The organism is Sphingobium chungangianum, from assembly GCF_977014255.1.
In genome coordinates, this window is the sequence record NZ_CDRNIV010000006.1 from 2462131 (window position 1) to 2477737 (window position 15607).

The following is a 15607-nucleotide window of genomic DNA, read 5'->3' on the forward strand; positions in this document are numbered from 1 at the left end:
TCTTTAGAATTTCGCGCCAACCGTCACACCATATGTCCGCGGATTGCCGATGTGATTATAATCGAAACCAAAGCCCGCGAGCAGGTCCACGCGCGAGGTGAAATAGAATTTCTTCGTGAGGTTCTTCGCCCAGAGCGATGCATTGAAGCGCCCGTTCGCGCTCTCCCAGTCGATATGGCCGCTGAGCAGGGCATAGCCCTTTTGCTTCAGACGGGGGATGTTCACCACCTCGAAATATTGACTCGACTGATAGGCGACTTCCGGGTGGAAGGAGAGGCTGCCGAAGCCGCCTTGCGCAACCGTCCAGTCGATCCCGCCGTTGAGCGTCAGGCTCGGCGCGTTGGACAGGCGATTGCCGCCCACATCGACGCCGCTGACCGTGCCCTGCTTGATCTTCGCAGACAACACGCCCAAGCCCGCGCGCATGGTCAGCATGTCGGCGGCCCGCACGGTCAGTTCTGCCTCGCCACCATAGATTCGCGACTTGGGGATGTTGAGCAATGTCTGCGCCGCGCTGGACGGATCTACGTTGATGAACTGCTGATTCTTGTAATCATAATAGAAGCCGGCAACGTTTAGCGTGATGCGGCGATCCCAGAACTGGGTCTTCGCGCCGACTTCATAGGATGTCACCTGCTCCGCCTTGGCCACCGACAGTTCGGACGGATCGAAAAAGGCCTGAGCATTGAAGCTGGGCGCGCGATAGCCACGGCTGACGCTGGCATAGAGAAGGTTGCCGTCGGTCAGCTTGTAGTCGAGGCCGATCTTGCCGGAGAAATTGTTTTTCCTGAAGCGCAGGTCGGACAGCGGGATCAGGGTCGCGACGACGCTATCGTCGACACCCAGCGCCTGCGAAATGAAGCCGTTCTGTCGGCCCGTATCATGGGTATAGCGCAGGCCGCCGCGTAGCGTCACCGCCTCGCCGATCTTGTATTTGAGGTCGGAATAGACAGCGACGCTCTTCTTCACCTGGGTGAACTGGTTCTGGACCTTGCAGGCCAGCGGCAGGCCATCGGCACAATCCTGTGCGTCGATGGCGCCGTCCGCGTTCACGTCGACATCGGTGGCGATCTCGAAGGCGGTGCGGTTGAAGACCTTTTCCCGGTTGAAATAGACGCCCAGGATGAAGTCGAATGGACCGCCCGTGTCGCTGGTCAGGCGCAAATCCTGTGCGAACTGGCTGGCCTTGTCATAATAGGGGATTTCCAGCAGCTTGGTTGCCGTGCCGTCCGTATCCTCGCGGAAGAAGAGCGTGCCCTTGTCATAGGACGTGATGCTGGTCAGCGCGATCGCATCGGACAAATCGACATTGGTGGTCAGCGCCACCGATGTCGTGCGGGCGCGGCGGCGGGTGGGGACGTCGGACGCAATCTCCCATCGCGACAGACCGGGCCGATGGTTGGCTTCGGGCTGGGCATAGATGCCGTAATTTTGCGGGTTCTGGAAACTGGTGGAGGCCCGCAGGACGAAAGTCAGCCCCTCGACCGGCTGGGCCTTCAGCGTTCCGCGAAACGCATATTCGCGGGTGCTGGCAAGGTCCGGCATGCCGGGCTCGACATTCCTGAACCAGCCGTCCGCCCTGGCGAAGGTGCCCGCCACGCGCAGGGCGGCTTTCTCGCCCAGCGGCACATTGACCGCGCCGTTCGCCTCGAACCGGTTATAATTGCCATAGCCGACGTTCACATAACCGCTGGTTTCACCCAGCTTCGCTTCCCGGCTGATGATGTTGACCGCGCCGCCCGTGGTGTTCTTGCCATAGAGCGTGCCCTGCGGCCCGCGCAGCACCTCGACCCGTTCGAGATCGTACATGGCAACGCCAAGAAAGGCGAAATTGCCTTTATAAACTTCATCATAATAGGTGGCGACCGGGCTCGACTGGTTGAGGCTATAGTCGGACATGGACACGCCACGCAGCGCGAAGATCGGCGTATTGTCGCCTACAATGGAGGTGAGCTGGAGATTGGCGACCTTCGTCACCAGGCTGTCGACGCTGCTGACGCGCGACTTTGCCAACATATCACCACCTATGGCGGTTACAGAAATCGGGACAGACTGTACATTTTCCGACCGCTTGGCCGCCGTAACGACGATTTCACCTTGCGCGTCATCCTGCGCGAACGCCGGATTCATCATGCCAAGACCTGCGAAAGCCGCACAGCCGCATGCTACCAACCCTGTATATACTTCCCCCATCGATTATACTCCAATCATGGTTTTCCCTGTTCCATTCCTGCATGTTCGAACCCTGCCACCAGTCGCTCTCTTGTAGCGACGCGATCCAGTCGCAGGGGGTTGCGGCGCAAGGCAGCGATTTCCGTGGCGGAATAAGGCCTGAAATCGATTGGCAGATGCTCTGCGTCGAAAGTGTAAAGTGTCCAGTTGACGAGGTCCGCCAATCGCCGGTCGTCCAGATCGACCGTGGCGACGCCCGGCACCTGGCCGAGGAACGCCCGCCCGCCCGGCACCATCAGAAAACGGGCGACTATGCCGCGCATCGGCGGATTGGACCGATCGTCGCCGCCTCCATCCGGTCTATGGCAACCCTGGCATTTCAAAATATAGTCCTGATGGGCCTGACGCGGATTGACGACGCCCGGCATCGCTCGCTCGCTCGCTCCAGCCGCCAAGGTCGCGGATAATGCGACAAGGCCTGCCAAAGCGAGCAGGACGAGCTTCACTTGCCGCCCGCCCCTTCATGGAGCTTCGCGACATCGGCGGCGTTCAGCGCCTTGCCGCCGACCCGATATCCGGCCACTTCCTGATCGGTGAAGGGCTTGAAAACGGGACCGATGCTGGCGATCGACCCGCCGACATGGTTGAGCACTGCCGCCACTCCAGCATCGTCCAGCCCGCCCTGCGCCGGCATCATGCCGCGATAGGCCTTGCCCTCGACGCTGATCGGGCCGTTCAGTCCCTTGATTACGGCCAGCGCCAGATAGCGGCGGCCACCCGGCTTGGCGGCCAGGGTACGGAAATCGCGCCCCAACGGCGGATAGGCGCCCGGTACGCCAGCGCCGGTCCGGGTGTGGCAGGCAGCGCAGCGATTATAGATGGTCGCGCCATCCTGCGCCGCTTGCGCTATCCCTGCCGTCATTAGCAAGGCCAGTCCCAGGGCGATCTTCATTTCGGCTGCTCCAGGGCTGTGCCTACGATCGCTGCAACCGAGCAATTGTAGATGCTGCTTTCGGTTCCCAGACACCAATTATAGTCGTTGTTCGACTGGGGCCGGACCTGCGGCCGGTCGCCTTCATTGCGATTGCACAGGCACTGGCCACAGGAGGACACGCCGCAACAATCATTATAGCTGATGATATAGGCGCGGCCGTCCGCCGGGTTGGTGCAGGTGCCGATCCAGGTGATAGGCGACATTTCCGTGCCCGGCGGGCAGGTGTTGACCGTGCCGCCGCAACAGGAACAAAGGAAGCCGTCGATCGCGCAATAGCGCCAATAATCGCAACTCGCCGGATTGCCGGGATCCTGCGGCGTGCCGGAAGTCATTTCAGGCCGGGCGGCATCGGGGTGGGTGGCGGCGCGCGCCACCGGCAAGGCGGGCAGCATGGCCGTGCCGGTCATCCCCGCTCCAAGCCAGGCCAGCAAGGAGCGGCGGGACGTGCCGCGCGCAACGGACCGGGCCATTCGTTCGGTGAGCTTGTCGAAACCGTCCATGGTTCAGGCCTCCTTCCGGCGGGCGAGGAAGTCCTGGATCGACGCGACGCCGCGTTCCTTTGCCTCGAACAGGCTTTCCAGATGCTCACGGCTGTTGATGAGGCCGAGCGAGGCGACCTTGCCATTTTCATCCAGCAGCACGGCATAAGGCAGCTTCGCGACGCCGAAGGCGCGGCCCAGGGCTTCGGAAAGAATGATCGGCAGGCCGACCAGCCCAGGGTCGGACGCCATGGCGCGATAGGCGGGTTTAGCGCCATCCCCCGCGATCACCACATCGATCCAGTCCGCCTCGGCGCGCGCGGCTGAGCGCAACACCGGCAGCAGCGACTTGCAGACCGGGCAGTCGGGTGAGGCGAAAAAGAGTAACTGGCTGCGCCCATCGCGTTTGCCGCCGACGCGCAATTTTGCGTCGTCGATGGTGATGAGGTCCATCGGCGTCGCCGTCTCGCCGATCTTCACGCCCTGATGCAGGGTGAGCGCGCCTGCGGGAGCGATCCGTTCGTGCAGGATGCCGACCTGTCGGGCGAGTGCCGCAATCAGCAACGCTTGGGCGATCACCGCGGCCCAAAGCAATATCTGGGATGTTAGCATCAGTTCTTCCTCCAAACAGGCTGGGGAATGGCAAGGAGCTCGGCCGCACCCAACCAGAGCGCCAGGAAGCCGGCGGCGGCGAAGGGCGCATCGAGCGTGAAGGGGGCCTGGGGCAACAGGATCACAAATGCTGCGAGACCAGCGAGCAGCGCCGGGCGGGCGATCTGGACCCAGCCGACCAACTGCTCCCGGGCCACGAGGTCGCAACCGCAATCAAGCGACTGGCCCCGGCGGCGCAGCAGCAGCAGGGCATAGAGCGCCCAGAGCAGCAGTGCGATGATGGCGCCGACCGACCGCAGTGGCCCGATCAGCAGACACAGGGAAGCGGTCGTTTCCGCAACGCCCCCCGCGATCAGCAGCAGCGGTCCAGCCGGTGCTGTGGCCCCCACAAGCCGCGCCGCCGCCGTCCCGAGGCGCTTGCGATCAATCGCCTTGTGCAGCGCCGACACGCCCAGCAGCATGGCGAGGAAAAGGGAAAGCGCAGCCATCATGGCACCGTGATGACGATGGGGTTGGCCGCGACCGTTGCGCCCAGGGTCCGCACGAAAGCACCGGTGGCAGCGTCATGCACATCGATCACGCCGTCCGCCCGCGCCACGATCAGTTGCGGCGCATCCTCACGCGTTACGGCAATGGCTAGCCCCTGCCCCTTGAGCGCGATACGGGAGAGGCGCATCTTCCTGACCGGATCGATGACCCAGACTTCGGTGCCGCCATCCTTGTGGCTGCCTTCCTTGCCGTTGGGGCTCATCAGTACATAGAGCAGCCCCTTGGCGTCCGAGGCGATGACCTGCCAGCCGCCCGGCCGCCATTGCGGGGCGCCGCCGTCCGCTTTGCCGACGCTGAAGGCGCCCGGAAGCGGCCTGGCAACGGGTCCGGACAGGTCGATGCCCTGGACCATGCCATAATAGCTGACGAACCAGGCGGTGCGGCCGACCATGGCGGGTGTGCCGAACAGCGGCTGCCGGTCAATATCCTGCACCCTGGCGACGCTGCTGGAGGAGGCCGCCTGCCCCTTTTCGTCCAGCGTCACGCTGAAGATCGATCCGTCGGCGCACAGGCTGCTGAAGCCGCGCTGGCCGCTGGGATAGATTTGGGTGCAGCCGGGCAGATCAATCTCCCCCAGCACCTTGCGCCCTTCCAGATCGACGACGGTGATCGACTGGGCCGGGGTGAAATTGGCGACCAGCGCCCATTTGCCGCCATTGGTGAACTGGAAAACGTTGGGATAGGTAACGGACAACTGGCGCTTGCCACCGGGCAGGACGATCTCACCCTTGGGTTGAAGCGTTTTCATATCCCATATGGTTATGGCGTCGGTTCGTTCCCCGCGCGTGAGACGGCTGTAGAATGTTTCTGCGGTGTAAATCTCGCCGTGATCCGGCGCTACCAGTTCATTGGCGAACTGGGCCGCGCGCACCAGCCCCTTAAGTGGCCGATCCGTCGAGCGAGTATCGACCAGCGCCAGCTTGCCATCGAGGATAGAGGCGAAGTTGAGATCATGGATCAAGACCCAGCTTTTCGGCCAATTAACAGGCAGTTCCGTGACACTGGGCAGTGTTTCTTCGGGCAAAGGCGCAGGAAATTTTGTGGTGTCGGCAGATGCTGACAAGGGCATTGCCGCGCCAAGCAGCAAGCTCAGACCAATGGACCGCATGTTCGTAATCTCCCGCTGCGGATCTCGTCCGCTTGAGGATGATTATGAATAAGCAGCAACAATTCTGTCAAGTGACCTAAATTTGTCGTTCGACATATTTATACGAACCTCTATAGTTCACCTGATTGAACGGAAAATAACGGATATTCAGATGGATGAGGCGGAAGGCCGGACCGCGGCCCTGATCATGGCGGAACGGGATGGCGGCTATTCTAAGGGGCACGAGACGCGCGAGCTTATCCTCCATACCGCCCTCAACATCCTGATTGAGGAGGGCTATCGCGCGATGAGCATGCGCCGAGTCGCGACCGACTGCGGCATCAAGTTCGGCAACCTGACCTATCATTATCGCAGCCGCGATGATCTGGTCCGCGAACTGCTGGAAGCGGTGATCCGTGGCTATGAGGTGGAGTTTGACCAAATCATCCATTTGCCGGGGCCGCCCGCCGAACGGCTGCAGCGCATCTGCCGGTTAATCCTGGAGGATATTCGCAGCAAGAAAACGACGCACCTTTTTCCAGAACTTTGGGCGCTGTCCAATCACGATAGTTTCGTGCTGGGCCGTGTGCAGGAATTGTACGAACGCGCCCGCGCGCCGCTGGCCGAAATAATAGGCGAGATGCGACCAGATCTGTCTTTTGAGGACCGCAAGGCAATCGCTCTATTCATCTCTGCGTCGATGGAAGGACTGACGCCTTTTGGCGGCTACGAGAAACCATTCGAGCCGATCATGTCGACGCTGGAAGCTATTGCCCTTCACTCGTTCGTTTCTCTAGTCGAAACTTACGATTGTGGAATGGCTGCCGAGCAACGATCACAGCCTTCTTCAGAATGACAGCCTTGGGGTATCATTACGGAGGCGACTCGCTGATTGGGCGAGAGGCCAGCTTTTCTGCCAATTATGCGATCAAAGCAGGCGGCAACTTCACCTTTTCCCACGCCCTACCCAAACGCAGCGGAAATCCCGTTTGGGCGGCTTCCTATTGAAAGCATTTTGATAGGATGCGAAGTCCGAATGCGACCTGCGCTATACCTGCGGACCGCCCCAATAATCGACCCGATTGCCCTTTCAAAATCCGATAGTCAGCATGTCCAGCGCAGCACTAATAACGTCTTGTTCAGAAGCGAGGGATTGGACGGCATCCCCCAGTTCACGGGTCGGGACGCTCGCTGCAAACTGCGTCATCATTACCAGCCTTTCGCTTTCCACAGCCAAAATCGGGTTCAATCGCATAGCGGGTTTCGGAGCCTCGCTGATCGGCAACAGTGGGACCACCAAACGGGTGTTGAGATCGCTCAGAAGGTCTGCCTGACAATCGAGCACATACGAACCGCCCTGCTTCAATCGATACACATCAAACTTCGCCATTAGAACCGACGATGCTGACTCAAGGGCAGACCATGCTGTTCAACATATCTGTTCGAGCTTTCTAACGCGGCGGCATTCTCCTCCTTCCAGAGGCGACCCCGCTCCATCGCAATCTGCTGAGCCAATCCAACCTCACAGGCGCGGGAAATATTGATGCCCAGCCCCTTTGCTTCAGCCACAAGCGCTATATTGAGCGACACATTGGTCGGCTTGCGAGCCTGCGTCGCCAAATCATACTCGTGCCTGCCCATTAGAGCCTCCTCATATTTATGCGCACATATATGCGCATTTCAAACGAGGCCGTCAAACAATGTCAGATCGCGAAACATAGCCACTAGGAGCAGGCTATCGGCGAACCGACTGGACATGCGCGCATGCTACTCGGCCTCCAAATCTGGCGACCCAGTTCTAGTGGCCGGAGTTCCTACGCCCCAACCTCCGGCTTTCACGGATTAAAGCAGCTTCGCAATAGGCGTTTGTATCCGCCTGTTCATATAAGATGGCAGGTTCTGCGTGAGACAAAGCGGAGGAAGACGACCACGCCCTCACCTCGAGCTATGGTCGCCTCCATGAGCGATTACTTGGACGAACTCGACGACCTGCTGATCAACCAGTTTGATGAAGGCATGTTGCTGTCGGAGTTAGACGGTTTTCTCACCGGCATCATCGTCAGCCCCGACATGGTGCCACCTTCAGCCTGGATGAAGCAGGTGTGGGGTCCAGATACGCCCAAATTCGATGCGCCCGAGGAATTGCAGCGCTTTTTCGACCTCGTGATGCGGCATCATAATGAAACTCTCATTGGGCTTGACGAGCCGGCCGGCTTTGCCCCGATCCTGGAAGTCGACACCAGAAGCAATGAAACGCTCTGGGAGCTTTGGATTGAGGGTTTCTCAAAGGCCATGAAACTCGCCCCTCGAGGGTGGAACCGCATACGCGCGCAAGCGATGATGAAGGGCCAAAGGCAGCGATCGCCGGGATCACCGAACTTGCAGCCTTCGCAGATGGCCGACATGAGCTGCCCGAGGAAGGACCGCTGGGACCGCGAAGCACCAGACCTGATCCCCATTTGGGTTCAGATGCTTCACGAGTGGCGGCTGGAGAATGATCAGAATCCGCCGATGACTGCGAAAGGCGGAAAGGTAGGTCGGAATGATCCCTGCCCTTGCGGATCAGGCAAAAAATACAAGAAATGCTGCGGCTTGAATTAACGGCCGTTCCTTCAATCTTGCGGACTTATAGGCAAAAATGGTACTGGCTCGCTTGACGTATGCCGCTGCTTAACGCCCTAGGGATAATACCTTTTTCCCGCTTGTACGAATCAGCAAATTACTTACCCTGCGCAAGACAATGGAACTAGGAGCAAGTCGCGCGCCATTCCAGTTGCTCGTCTAACGCGGGAAATGCGCTGCTCTGGAGCTGACGAGGGACTGAAGAGATTAAGCGGGGTATAGCATGAAGGGTGAAATCCTCGGCTTCAGCGATGCTCACGGTGGTGCAATCTCCGGCGAGGACGGCACCCGCTATCGCTTTCACCCTGCAGATTGGCGCGGCTCCCTTGCCCCCTTGGCGAGCGAACGCGTCGATTTCGAGATAGTTGAGGGTCGTGCGATCGACGTCTATCCAATCGGGCCGACAAGTCAGACGGTGGCAAGCCATCCTGTAGCGGCAGCGACTGCCCAAAACCCTAGTTCCGCTCGTTGGACCACACCGATGTTCGGCATAGGGGCGGCTATTGTCGTACTTTTCTACGTCTTCTTGATCCCACCGGCGCTGTTCCATCCGATGGGCGGCAATTTCAAGCCACTGCTGTTGATAGGCCTGTCAATCGCGGCCATTGTATGGCGAAACAAGCGGAGTTTCGCCCGCACAAACCAATATGGTGTTGAGACCTATCGCGGCTTCGGTCATCTCATGGGTTCTGGCATGGTCGATCTGGTGGTAAGTTTTGCAGCCATCGCAGGTATGGTCATCGGCGGGTTCGCATTGCTTTTTTGATCCACAAACGAATTGCTCGCGCAGTGTCGGGGTGGTTCGAATTAACGCCCGTTCCTTTGATCCGGCCGAATTATAAGCCCAAATTGCCTCTCACAGGGAACCCACGACGGACCCATCTCAAAGCGCTTCTGGTAGGGAAAACTCGACCCATAAGGCCAAAGCTATGGTGCGCGACGCAGTCCTGAGCTAACCGGTCTCTTCCCTGCATTTCCCTGATAACTGCCCAAACTGCTTTTCTCGAGCGAAAACGACGATCGTTGCGCCAGAAAAGTCGCAGAAAACCGCCATTCAGTAGCTGGATTTCCCTGCTATCCAATGCAGGGATTTTGTCCCATCGATGCAGGGAATTGCACAGGTTTAACAGGGAAGATGATCCTGGCCGGCGTGACCCGTGAAAAAATGTGCGTGCCGTTTAAACGTTGGTAGTCGCGAAAACCCGATACATGGTTCTGACGGTCTCCACGAGAAGGAGAACGATGATGATGCAAGGCCCCTGGCACCTGTTCCATCCCGACAGCCCCGGCTATCTTGAGCGCAGGCTCGCAGAGGGTGAACCTGTTTCCAGAGCGGATCTGGCGCGGGTCTTCGAAGCGAATCCCGGCTACAGGTGGGAGGGCGCGCTTCACAACCTTTACAGCCAGATGCTGAACGGGACGTTCAGGGGCAAGCCTGGGCCGAAGGAGCGATTCAGCTGGGCGATGTGGCAGTGCATCAACGCCTGGGTCGATCTGGAGGCTGAGGATATCAGGGCAGACCGCGCTGGGCGTCCGCACGAGCGTTCCGATTTCTCCCCGATGCAGCTGGCCTATGAGAATACGGCGCGCAGGTTCGGGCTTGGCACGGGCGCGGCGCTTGCGAACAGCCTGAGCTCACGAAGATTGCGGTGAGATTCCATGATCGCGGCGGATCGTCGCGCTGTGACATCTGACTGCCTCCTGCAACGAAGGAGGTTTTATGGAAACACAGCGCGGTCCCCTCTCGCGGGGGGATCTGGTGGAGCGTGACATCACGTTTCTCAAGCCGCACGCGCGCAACGCGCGTACCCACTCGAAGAAGCAGATCGGCCAGATCGCCAGGAGCATCAGGAAGTTCGGATTCACCAACCCGATCCTGATCGACGAGGAGGACCGGATCATCGCCGGCCACGGCCGCGTCGAGGCGGCGAAGAGCCTTGGCATGACCCGTGTCCCCGTCCTGCTTCTGGAAGGCATGAGCGAGGCCGACCGCAAGGCCTATGTCATTGCCGACAACAGGCTCGCGGAGCTCGCTGGCTGGGACCGTGAACTGCTCGGGCTGGAGCTGGGCGATCTGTCGGCGCTTGTGCCGGACTTTGACTTTGACGTCATCGGCTTTGAGGTGGCGGAAATAGAGGCGCTGCTGAACGAGACGAATCCGAAGGAGGTAACCGAAGACGCCATTGATGAACCCGAGCGAAAGGCGCCGCCTGTCACGCGCATGTGGGATATGTGGCAGCTTGGGGCCCATCGTATCATCTGCGGCGATTCGACCAAGCCGGAAGTCTTCGAGAAGCTGATGGGCGATGAACTGGCGCAGATGATCTTCACCGACGCGCCCTATAATGTACCGGTGAACGGCCATATCTGCGGGCTTGGCAAGGTTCAGCACGATGAGTTCGTGATGGGCGCGGGCGAGATGAGCCGTGCGGAGTTCACCGGCTTTCTTGCAAAGGTCATGGACAATCTCGCCGCGTACAGCGTGGATGGCTCGATCCATTATCAGTGCATGGACTGGCGTCACATGGGCGAGATGCTTGAAGCTGGTGAAAGGGTTTATGACAGCCTGCGCAATCTCGTTGTCTGGAACAAGGACAATGGGGGCATGGGTAGCTTCTATCGCTCGAAGCATGAGCTGATTTTTGTGTTCAGAAAGGGGGCTGCCGCGCACATCAACAATTTCGCGCTCGGGCAGCATGGCCGCTATCGCACCAATGCCTGGGACTATGCGGGTGTGAATTCCCTCAGGGCCGGGCGCGATGAAGAGCTTGCCATGCATCCGACGGTCAAGCCTGTTAAGATGGTAGCCGATGCCATGCTCGACTGCTCGCGCAGTGGTGGCATCATCCTCGATGCCTTTTCGGGATCGGGCACCACGATCATGGCGGCTGAGCAGACGGAGCGGATTGCACGCGCGGTGGAGATGGATCCGCATTATGTCGATGTGGCGGTCCGTCGGTGGCAGAAGGCAACGGGCCAGGAGGCCGTCCTCTGCGGCTCCGATCTCACTTTCTCCGCGATCGAGAAGGTGGTGAACGAATTCGACATGTGAGCGTGAGGACAGCGCCGACGTGCGCCGGCGCTGTCCTCATCTAATTGTCGCAGGGTTTTCCATGACAGACATTCCCTGCATTGCAGGCCTATCGCCATGTCACTGCAGTGTTGCAGGGAACTGGAGGTCTTATCCGATATGACAGATGATGATTATGAGGTCGGCTATGGCAAGCCACCCGTTGCGACGCGCTTCAGGCCCGGCCAGTCCGGCAATCCCAATGGCCGGAAGTATACACCCATGCAGGTCGTGGTTCGCTCGCTGATGAACAAGGCGATGAAGGGCGACATGCGGGCGATCAAGACCATATTTGAAATGGAAAAGGAGCTCGGACTCGACAAGCCACAGGGTCGCTCTGGTGTTCTCAAGGTCACCAGAGTGCCGCCTGAACTGCGCAAGCAGTGGGCCGAAATGCAGCAGGCCAAGTTCCGCGGTGAAGACCCCGAGGGGCTTGCAGCGCTTGACGCAAATCTTCCCGAGAGTGAGCGGGGGCGCTACTGAAAGACGCGGCCGCGTCCATGAGGGCGCGGCCGCTTCGCCTATATGCCGCAGTCTGCCAGCGCACTCGCGAGTGATTCGTCGAGCGGCACCGGCCTCAGGCCCTCGTTGGTGAACTGGCCCACGCGGTACATACCCGTGCCGGGCAGACCGGTCTCGGGTGCGGCAGCCTTTGCACGGAAGAGGAGGCCGCGACCGGCGCGCATTTCATCCAGCATTGCCAGAGCCGTTTCACCCTGGGCAAAGGTACTGGTTGCGGTGGCGCTCAGGATCATCCGGTTGCTGAGCGCCATGGCATCGGCCATCGCTTTGACCGCCACCGAATTCTGATCCGTGCCGGCGGGCGGAACAGCGGGCGTGTCGATGGTCATTGGACCATGTTCTGCCCGCAGTTCGCGGAAAGGCCGGTCATCCACCCGCCAAAGGATTGTCCCGGTGGGGAGGCGGAAACGTCCCCCGCTGCTCACGCCGACCAGCAGCCCGTGGACCGGATGCTTCTCGATGACCGGATAGAGGAAGCCGGTACGCGAATATCGTGTCTTACCAACATAATCGAGCGCGGTGACGACGCAACGGGTGGCACCGGTGACTGGGTCGGTCGTGCGGGTTGCCTGCCATGTATGGGGAACCCTTTCCTTTGCCCCGGCCGGGATGGTCAGGGTCATCGCAAGAAACGCAGCGGCGGTGGTACGGACTTTCATGGGACAAGTGCCTCCCGAAGCTGGCGGACAAGAGTGTCGAGTAGGCTGCGTTGTGCCGCATCGGGATCATGGGGATCGGCAAACCGCCAGCGGCGGTGTTCGAGGAACAGCGAGATCCAGAGATCGCGCGCGCTGCCCTGCCAGCCCCCGGTCCGGGTGGCGACCGCCAGCCCGGCCTCAGCGAAATTGTTGGCGTCGCCCTGGCCATCATGCTGAAGCAGGGCATAGCCGTCGACCAGATGGGCAAGCCCGGCAGAGCTGTTCCAGTCGCAATCCTCAGGAATGGCATCGAAGCGGCCGGACCGGACGGCAGCCAGCCATGGTTCGGCCGGTTCGGGCAACGCGGCCATATGGTCGATCAGAGCGGATAGGTCGGGATGTCGCTGCCCGAAAAGGCGATCCACGAGCTCCTCAAGACCGCCGATCTTCTCGAACCTTCTGGCGAATATGACGCGATGGTCCGGACGCTGCTTCTTCTTTCCGCGGCTATGGGTGGCGATCCGATCGCCAAGCGGAGGGATCTTCTCTCCCGGAGGGTTGCCGAAGAAGCGGTATGACACTGGCCGCATTGTCAGCGGGTCATAGGTCATCCAGATGATGCAGGCCGATGGCTTGATTGCGAGATTGACATGGGCGGTGACCTCGCGGGCCGCGCCTCCCAGCACCTGTCCCTTGAGCTGGACATGGCGGATGATGCCGTTCGCCTCGATCACCAGATCATAACCATCACGGTCGCAGTCGGTGCGCAGCAGTTCGAAGGGCTGGTCACGCAGCAGCAGTTCGGAAGTGACGGCACCGCTCAGATGATATTCCAGCACCTTCTCGATGAGCGAAGAGTGGCGGGAAAGCTGTGCCCTGGCGGCGGCGTTACGGATCGTGGCAGGCGTCAGCAGTCTTGCTCCTCTTTATGGGGAGCGGCGCTGATGCCGTGGCCTCACTCGTCGTTCCTATGTCCACTCGGGGCGACGGCCAGAAGCCGGATGTTAGTAACCTGCTATGCACAGGCGCATGCGCCTTTACCGTTGCCGGCTGGACATGCGCGCATGCCACCCGGCCCCGGAAAATCCGTGACCGAGCATGCATAGAGTGAGGTTACTAAGCCCCGCTTCCCGGCTTTCACGGGAAGCAGGGCCACATTGCTCGACTTGGGGCGTCAGGCAAGTGGAATGTCGGGAAAATTTCAAGAAAGGTCTGAGGATCGCCCGAGAGCCGGCATGACGCGCCCATTTGCGCCCTCCCCTTCAGAATATTCGCTCCCATGGCCGAAGGGAGGGTGCGGCTAATACCGCACCCTCCCCAGTACAATCTCAGGCGGCTTCCCAGACCTGGTTCAGGATCCTGGCGGCCATCGCCGCTTTGTCCTGCGGCAGGAACCGCCCATAATGTTGGGCCACCATCTCCGGCGTATCCTGAATGGCGTAGCTTGCCTGCTCATAGGAGCCGGTATGCTTGAGGATGTGGGTGGCAAGAACATCCCGCACATTATGCGGCCCATGAACGCAATGTGGCACGATCAGGATATCGCCGGCCGCGACGCGATCTGGTCCAAGCGCTGGGGCATCGCGCCCTCGATCAAGCTCGGCCTTGAAGGACCGACCAGTCTGGCGGTGAGCTACTATCATCTGGATACAGACGAGCTGCCGGACTCCGGCATCCCTTACCTCTACACGATCGGCAACGCCCCGGCGGGCGTGACGGAGACCGGCCCCGCCCAGGATTTGACCACCATCGGCGGCCGTCAGGTCAGCGTGCCGCGCGGCGCCTATTATGGCCTGAAGGCACCTATGTTTCCAACCCTGCCACCGGCGCCGTTATCGCCACCGGTTCGACGATCAGCCCACGCTGCTCGACTGCCATGATCGCTCGCTACAACTGCACCACGATCGACAATCCCAATTCCAGCGATCCGTGGGTCAGCTATGCAAGCGACACGTCGAGCGTGACCGCGGCGATCCAGCGCAGCCTCCGCAAAACGTGGACTCTCTCGAAGACGACAACCAAGGCGGTGTCCTTCAGCGTAAAGTCGGCGCCATGCGCCTCGGCAATGGCTCGCACCATGCTAAGGCCCAGACCATGCCCCGGCGTCGCGCGCGCGGGTTCCAGGCGCACGAAGCGTTGCTGCACCCGTGAGCGATCTTCCTTGGCTTGTGCGTCTTGCACACGCCAGAGTTAGCGCTGCATAGCGCACGCCATGGTTGCGATGAGGATACATTTTCCCAAACTTCGCGATTTCAAAGTTGTTGTCGGATCCAGGGATCAAAAACGCAGAGCCAGACTCGCGCCTGCGCCATCATGGGCGGCCCATGGAAAGATCCTGATGTTGTCGTCCTTCCTGCCCGTCAGCAGGAAGCCGCTCGCCTCGCCAATCGCCATGCCGGCTGCAACGTCAAACCAGTGATGCTTCTTGCCCTCGACCCTGGCCACACCGACAAAGGCGGCCACGAGTTGAGCGGGCACGCCTACCTGCCAGCCATAGCGATTTTGCAGCGAAGCGGCCGCGGCAAAGGCCGTAGCAGTATGCGCGGAAGGGAAACTGTGGCGATTGGAGCCATCGGGTCGCATTTCGGGGAAGGTCTGCTTCAACCCCTCGGAAATCAGATAGGCCGCTCCGACGCTTTCGCCCGCTTGCAGTGTCCCTTTCCAGTCGCCGTTAACCGTCGGCAGACCGAGCGCGCTGGCGACGACGACGGTCCGGGCGATATTGCTGGCCTGTGACCAGCCATGCGGCGACGCCATGGCATAGCCGGGACACAGGGAAAGAACAGCGCCCAACAGGACGCCCGACAATCTGCGCATGAATGACCCCTTGGGCTTGATACCCATGGGAGCATCGACGGCACG

The 15607-nt window shown here is 60.3% G+C and carries 21 protein-coding genes; 7 read left to right on the top strand and 14 right to left on the bottom strand.

The window, feature by feature from the left end; genetic code table 11:
• Positions 1-3: 3 nt before the first annotated feature.
• The 7 genes from ACWNC0_RS19190 to ACWNC0_RS19220 all read right to left on the bottom strand — a co-directional run bounded on the left by ACWNC0_RS19190 (position 4) and on the right by ACWNC0_RS19220 (position 5914).
• A complete protein-coding gene (locus ACWNC0_RS19190; protein WP_449473940.1) occupies positions 4-2133 on the bottom strand; it encodes a TonB-dependent receptor in 2130 nt (709 codons plus the stop codon).
• Between the two features lie 74 nt (positions 2134-2207).
• Positions 2208-2678, bottom strand: coding sequence for a cytochrome C (locus ACWNC0_RS19195; RefSeq protein WP_449473941.1), 471 nt, complete (start codon positions 2676-2678; stop codon positions 2208-2210).
• Positions 2675-3124, bottom strand: a complete 450-nt coding sequence (locus ACWNC0_RS19200; protein WP_449473942.1) for a c-type cytochrome — start codon at positions 3122-3124, stop codon at positions 2675-2677. The genes ACWNC0_RS19195 and ACWNC0_RS19200 overlap by 4 nt, the downstream gene beginning before the upstream one ends.
• Positions 3121-3666: a methylamine dehydrogenase light chain gene (locus ACWNC0_RS19205; protein WP_449473943.1), complete on the bottom strand. Its 546-nt coding sequence runs from the start codon at positions 3664-3666 to the stop codon at positions 3121-3123. Before ACWNC0_RS19205 ends, ACWNC0_RS19200 begins: the two co-directional genes overlap by 4 nt.
• 3 nt (positions 3667-3669) lie before the next feature.
• On the bottom strand, positions 3670-4257 hold the full coding sequence (locus tag ACWNC0_RS19210) for a thioredoxin fold domain-containing protein (RefSeq protein WP_449473945.1): 588 nt from the start codon (positions 4255-4257) through the stop codon (positions 3670-3672).
• Positions 4257-4745 carry a MauE/DoxX family redox-associated membrane protein gene (locus tag ACWNC0_RS19215; RefSeq protein WP_449473947.1) on the bottom strand — a complete coding sequence of 163 codons (489 nt, stop codon included), beginning with the start codon at positions 4743-4745 and terminating at the stop codon, positions 4257-4259. Before ACWNC0_RS19215 ends, ACWNC0_RS19210 begins: the two co-directional genes overlap by 1 nt.
• Positions 4745-5914: an amine dehydrogenase large subunit gene (locus tag ACWNC0_RS19220; RefSeq protein WP_449473950.1), complete on the bottom strand. Its 1170-nt coding sequence runs from the start codon at positions 5912-5914 to the stop codon at positions 4745-4747. The genes ACWNC0_RS19215 and ACWNC0_RS19220 overlap by 1 nt, the downstream gene beginning before the upstream one ends.
• Positions 5915-6065: 151 nt before the next feature.
• Between ACWNC0_RS19220 and ACWNC0_RS19225 the strand changes: the two genes are divergently transcribed.
• A complete protein-coding gene (locus tag ACWNC0_RS19225) occupies positions 6066-6749 on the top strand; it encodes a TetR/AcrR family transcriptional regulator (RefSeq protein ID WP_449473955.1) in 684 nt (227 codons plus the stop codon).
• A gap of 234 nt (positions 6750-6983) precedes the next feature.
• Here ACWNC0_RS19225 and ACWNC0_RS19230 read toward each other — a convergent pair whose 3' ends face one another.
• Positions 6984-7283 carry a CcdB family protein gene (locus ACWNC0_RS19230; protein WP_449473956.1) on the bottom strand — a complete coding sequence of 100 codons (300 nt, stop codon included), beginning with the start codon at positions 7281-7283 and terminating at the stop codon, positions 6984-6986.
• Positions 7283-7534, bottom strand: a complete 252-nt coding sequence (locus ACWNC0_RS19235; protein WP_449473957.1) for a type II toxin-antitoxin system CcdA family antitoxin — start codon at positions 7532-7534, stop codon at positions 7283-7285. Before ACWNC0_RS19235 ends, ACWNC0_RS19230 begins: the two co-directional genes overlap by 1 nt.
• Positions 7535-7864: 330 nt before the next feature.
• On the opposite strand from ACWNC0_RS19235, the gene ACWNC0_RS19240 reads away from it, so the two are divergent.
• The 5 genes from ACWNC0_RS19240 (at position 7865) to ACWNC0_RS19260 (ending at position 12068) form a co-directional block, all read left to right on the top strand.
• Positions 7865-8494 carry a UPF0149 family protein gene (locus ACWNC0_RS19240; protein WP_449473958.1) on the top strand — a complete coding sequence of 210 codons (630 nt, stop codon included), beginning with the start codon at positions 7865-7867 and terminating at the stop codon, positions 8492-8494.
• A gap of 244 nt (positions 8495-8738) precedes the next feature.
• Positions 8739-9281, top strand: a complete 543-nt coding sequence (locus ACWNC0_RS19245; RefSeq protein ID WP_449473959.1) for a hypothetical protein — start codon at positions 8739-8741, stop codon at positions 9279-9281.
• A gap of 476 nt (positions 9282-9757) precedes the next feature.
• Positions 9758-10168 (top strand): hypothetical protein, encoded by a 411-nt coding sequence (locus tag ACWNC0_RS19250; protein WP_449473960.1) that lies wholly within the window; start codon positions 9758-9760, stop codon positions 10166-10168.
• A 67-nt stretch (positions 10169-10235) separates the two neighbouring features.
• A complete protein-coding gene (locus tag ACWNC0_RS19255) occupies positions 10236-11567 on the top strand; it encodes a site-specific DNA-methyltransferase (protein WP_449473961.1) in 1332 nt (443 codons plus the stop codon).
• A gap of 138 nt (positions 11568-11705) precedes the next feature.
• Positions 11706-12068 carry a hypothetical protein gene (locus ACWNC0_RS19260; RefSeq protein WP_449473962.1) on the top strand — a complete coding sequence of 121 codons (363 nt, stop codon included), beginning with the start codon at positions 11706-11708 and terminating at the stop codon, positions 12066-12068.
• A gap of 38 nt (positions 12069-12106) precedes the next feature.
• Here ACWNC0_RS19260 and ACWNC0_RS19265 read toward each other — a convergent pair whose 3' ends face one another.
• From ACWNC0_RS19265 to ACWNC0_RS19275, 3 genes are all read right to left on the bottom strand, one after another.
• On the bottom strand, positions 12107-12766 hold the full coding sequence (locus ACWNC0_RS19265; RefSeq protein WP_449473963.1) for a hypothetical protein: 660 nt from the start codon (positions 12764-12766) through the stop codon (positions 12107-12109).
• Positions 12763-13584 (bottom strand): hypothetical protein, encoded by an 822-nt coding sequence (locus ACWNC0_RS19270; RefSeq protein WP_449473964.1) that lies wholly within the window; start codon positions 13582-13584, stop codon positions 12763-12765. The genes ACWNC0_RS19265 and ACWNC0_RS19270 overlap by 4 nt, the downstream gene beginning before the upstream one ends.
• 489 nt (positions 13585-14073) lie before the next feature.
• Positions 14074-14247, bottom strand: coding sequence for a hypothetical protein (locus tag ACWNC0_RS19275; RefSeq protein ID WP_449473965.1), 174 nt, complete (start codon positions 14245-14247; stop codon positions 14074-14076).
• Between the two features lie 12 nt (positions 14248-14259).
• Here ACWNC0_RS19275 and ACWNC0_RS19280 point away from each other — a divergent pair, with 12 nt between their 5' ends.
• Entirely contained in the window at positions 14260-14625 is a 366-nt protein-coding gene (locus ACWNC0_RS19280; protein WP_449473967.1) for a hypothetical protein, read from the top strand.
• A gap of 58 nt (positions 14626-14683) precedes the next feature.
• Here the strand turns inward: ACWNC0_RS19280 and ACWNC0_RS19285 are convergent, their stop codons facing one another.
• A complete protein-coding gene (locus ACWNC0_RS19285) occupies positions 14684-14890 on the bottom strand; it encodes a hypothetical protein (protein ID WP_449473968.1) in 207 nt (68 codons plus the stop codon).
• 132 nt (positions 14891-15022) lie between these two features.
• Entirely contained in the window at positions 15023-15562 is a 540-nt protein-coding gene (locus ACWNC0_RS19290) for a phosphatase PAP2 family protein (RefSeq protein ID WP_449473969.1), read from the bottom strand.
• Positions 15563-15607: the final 45 nt, after the last annotated feature.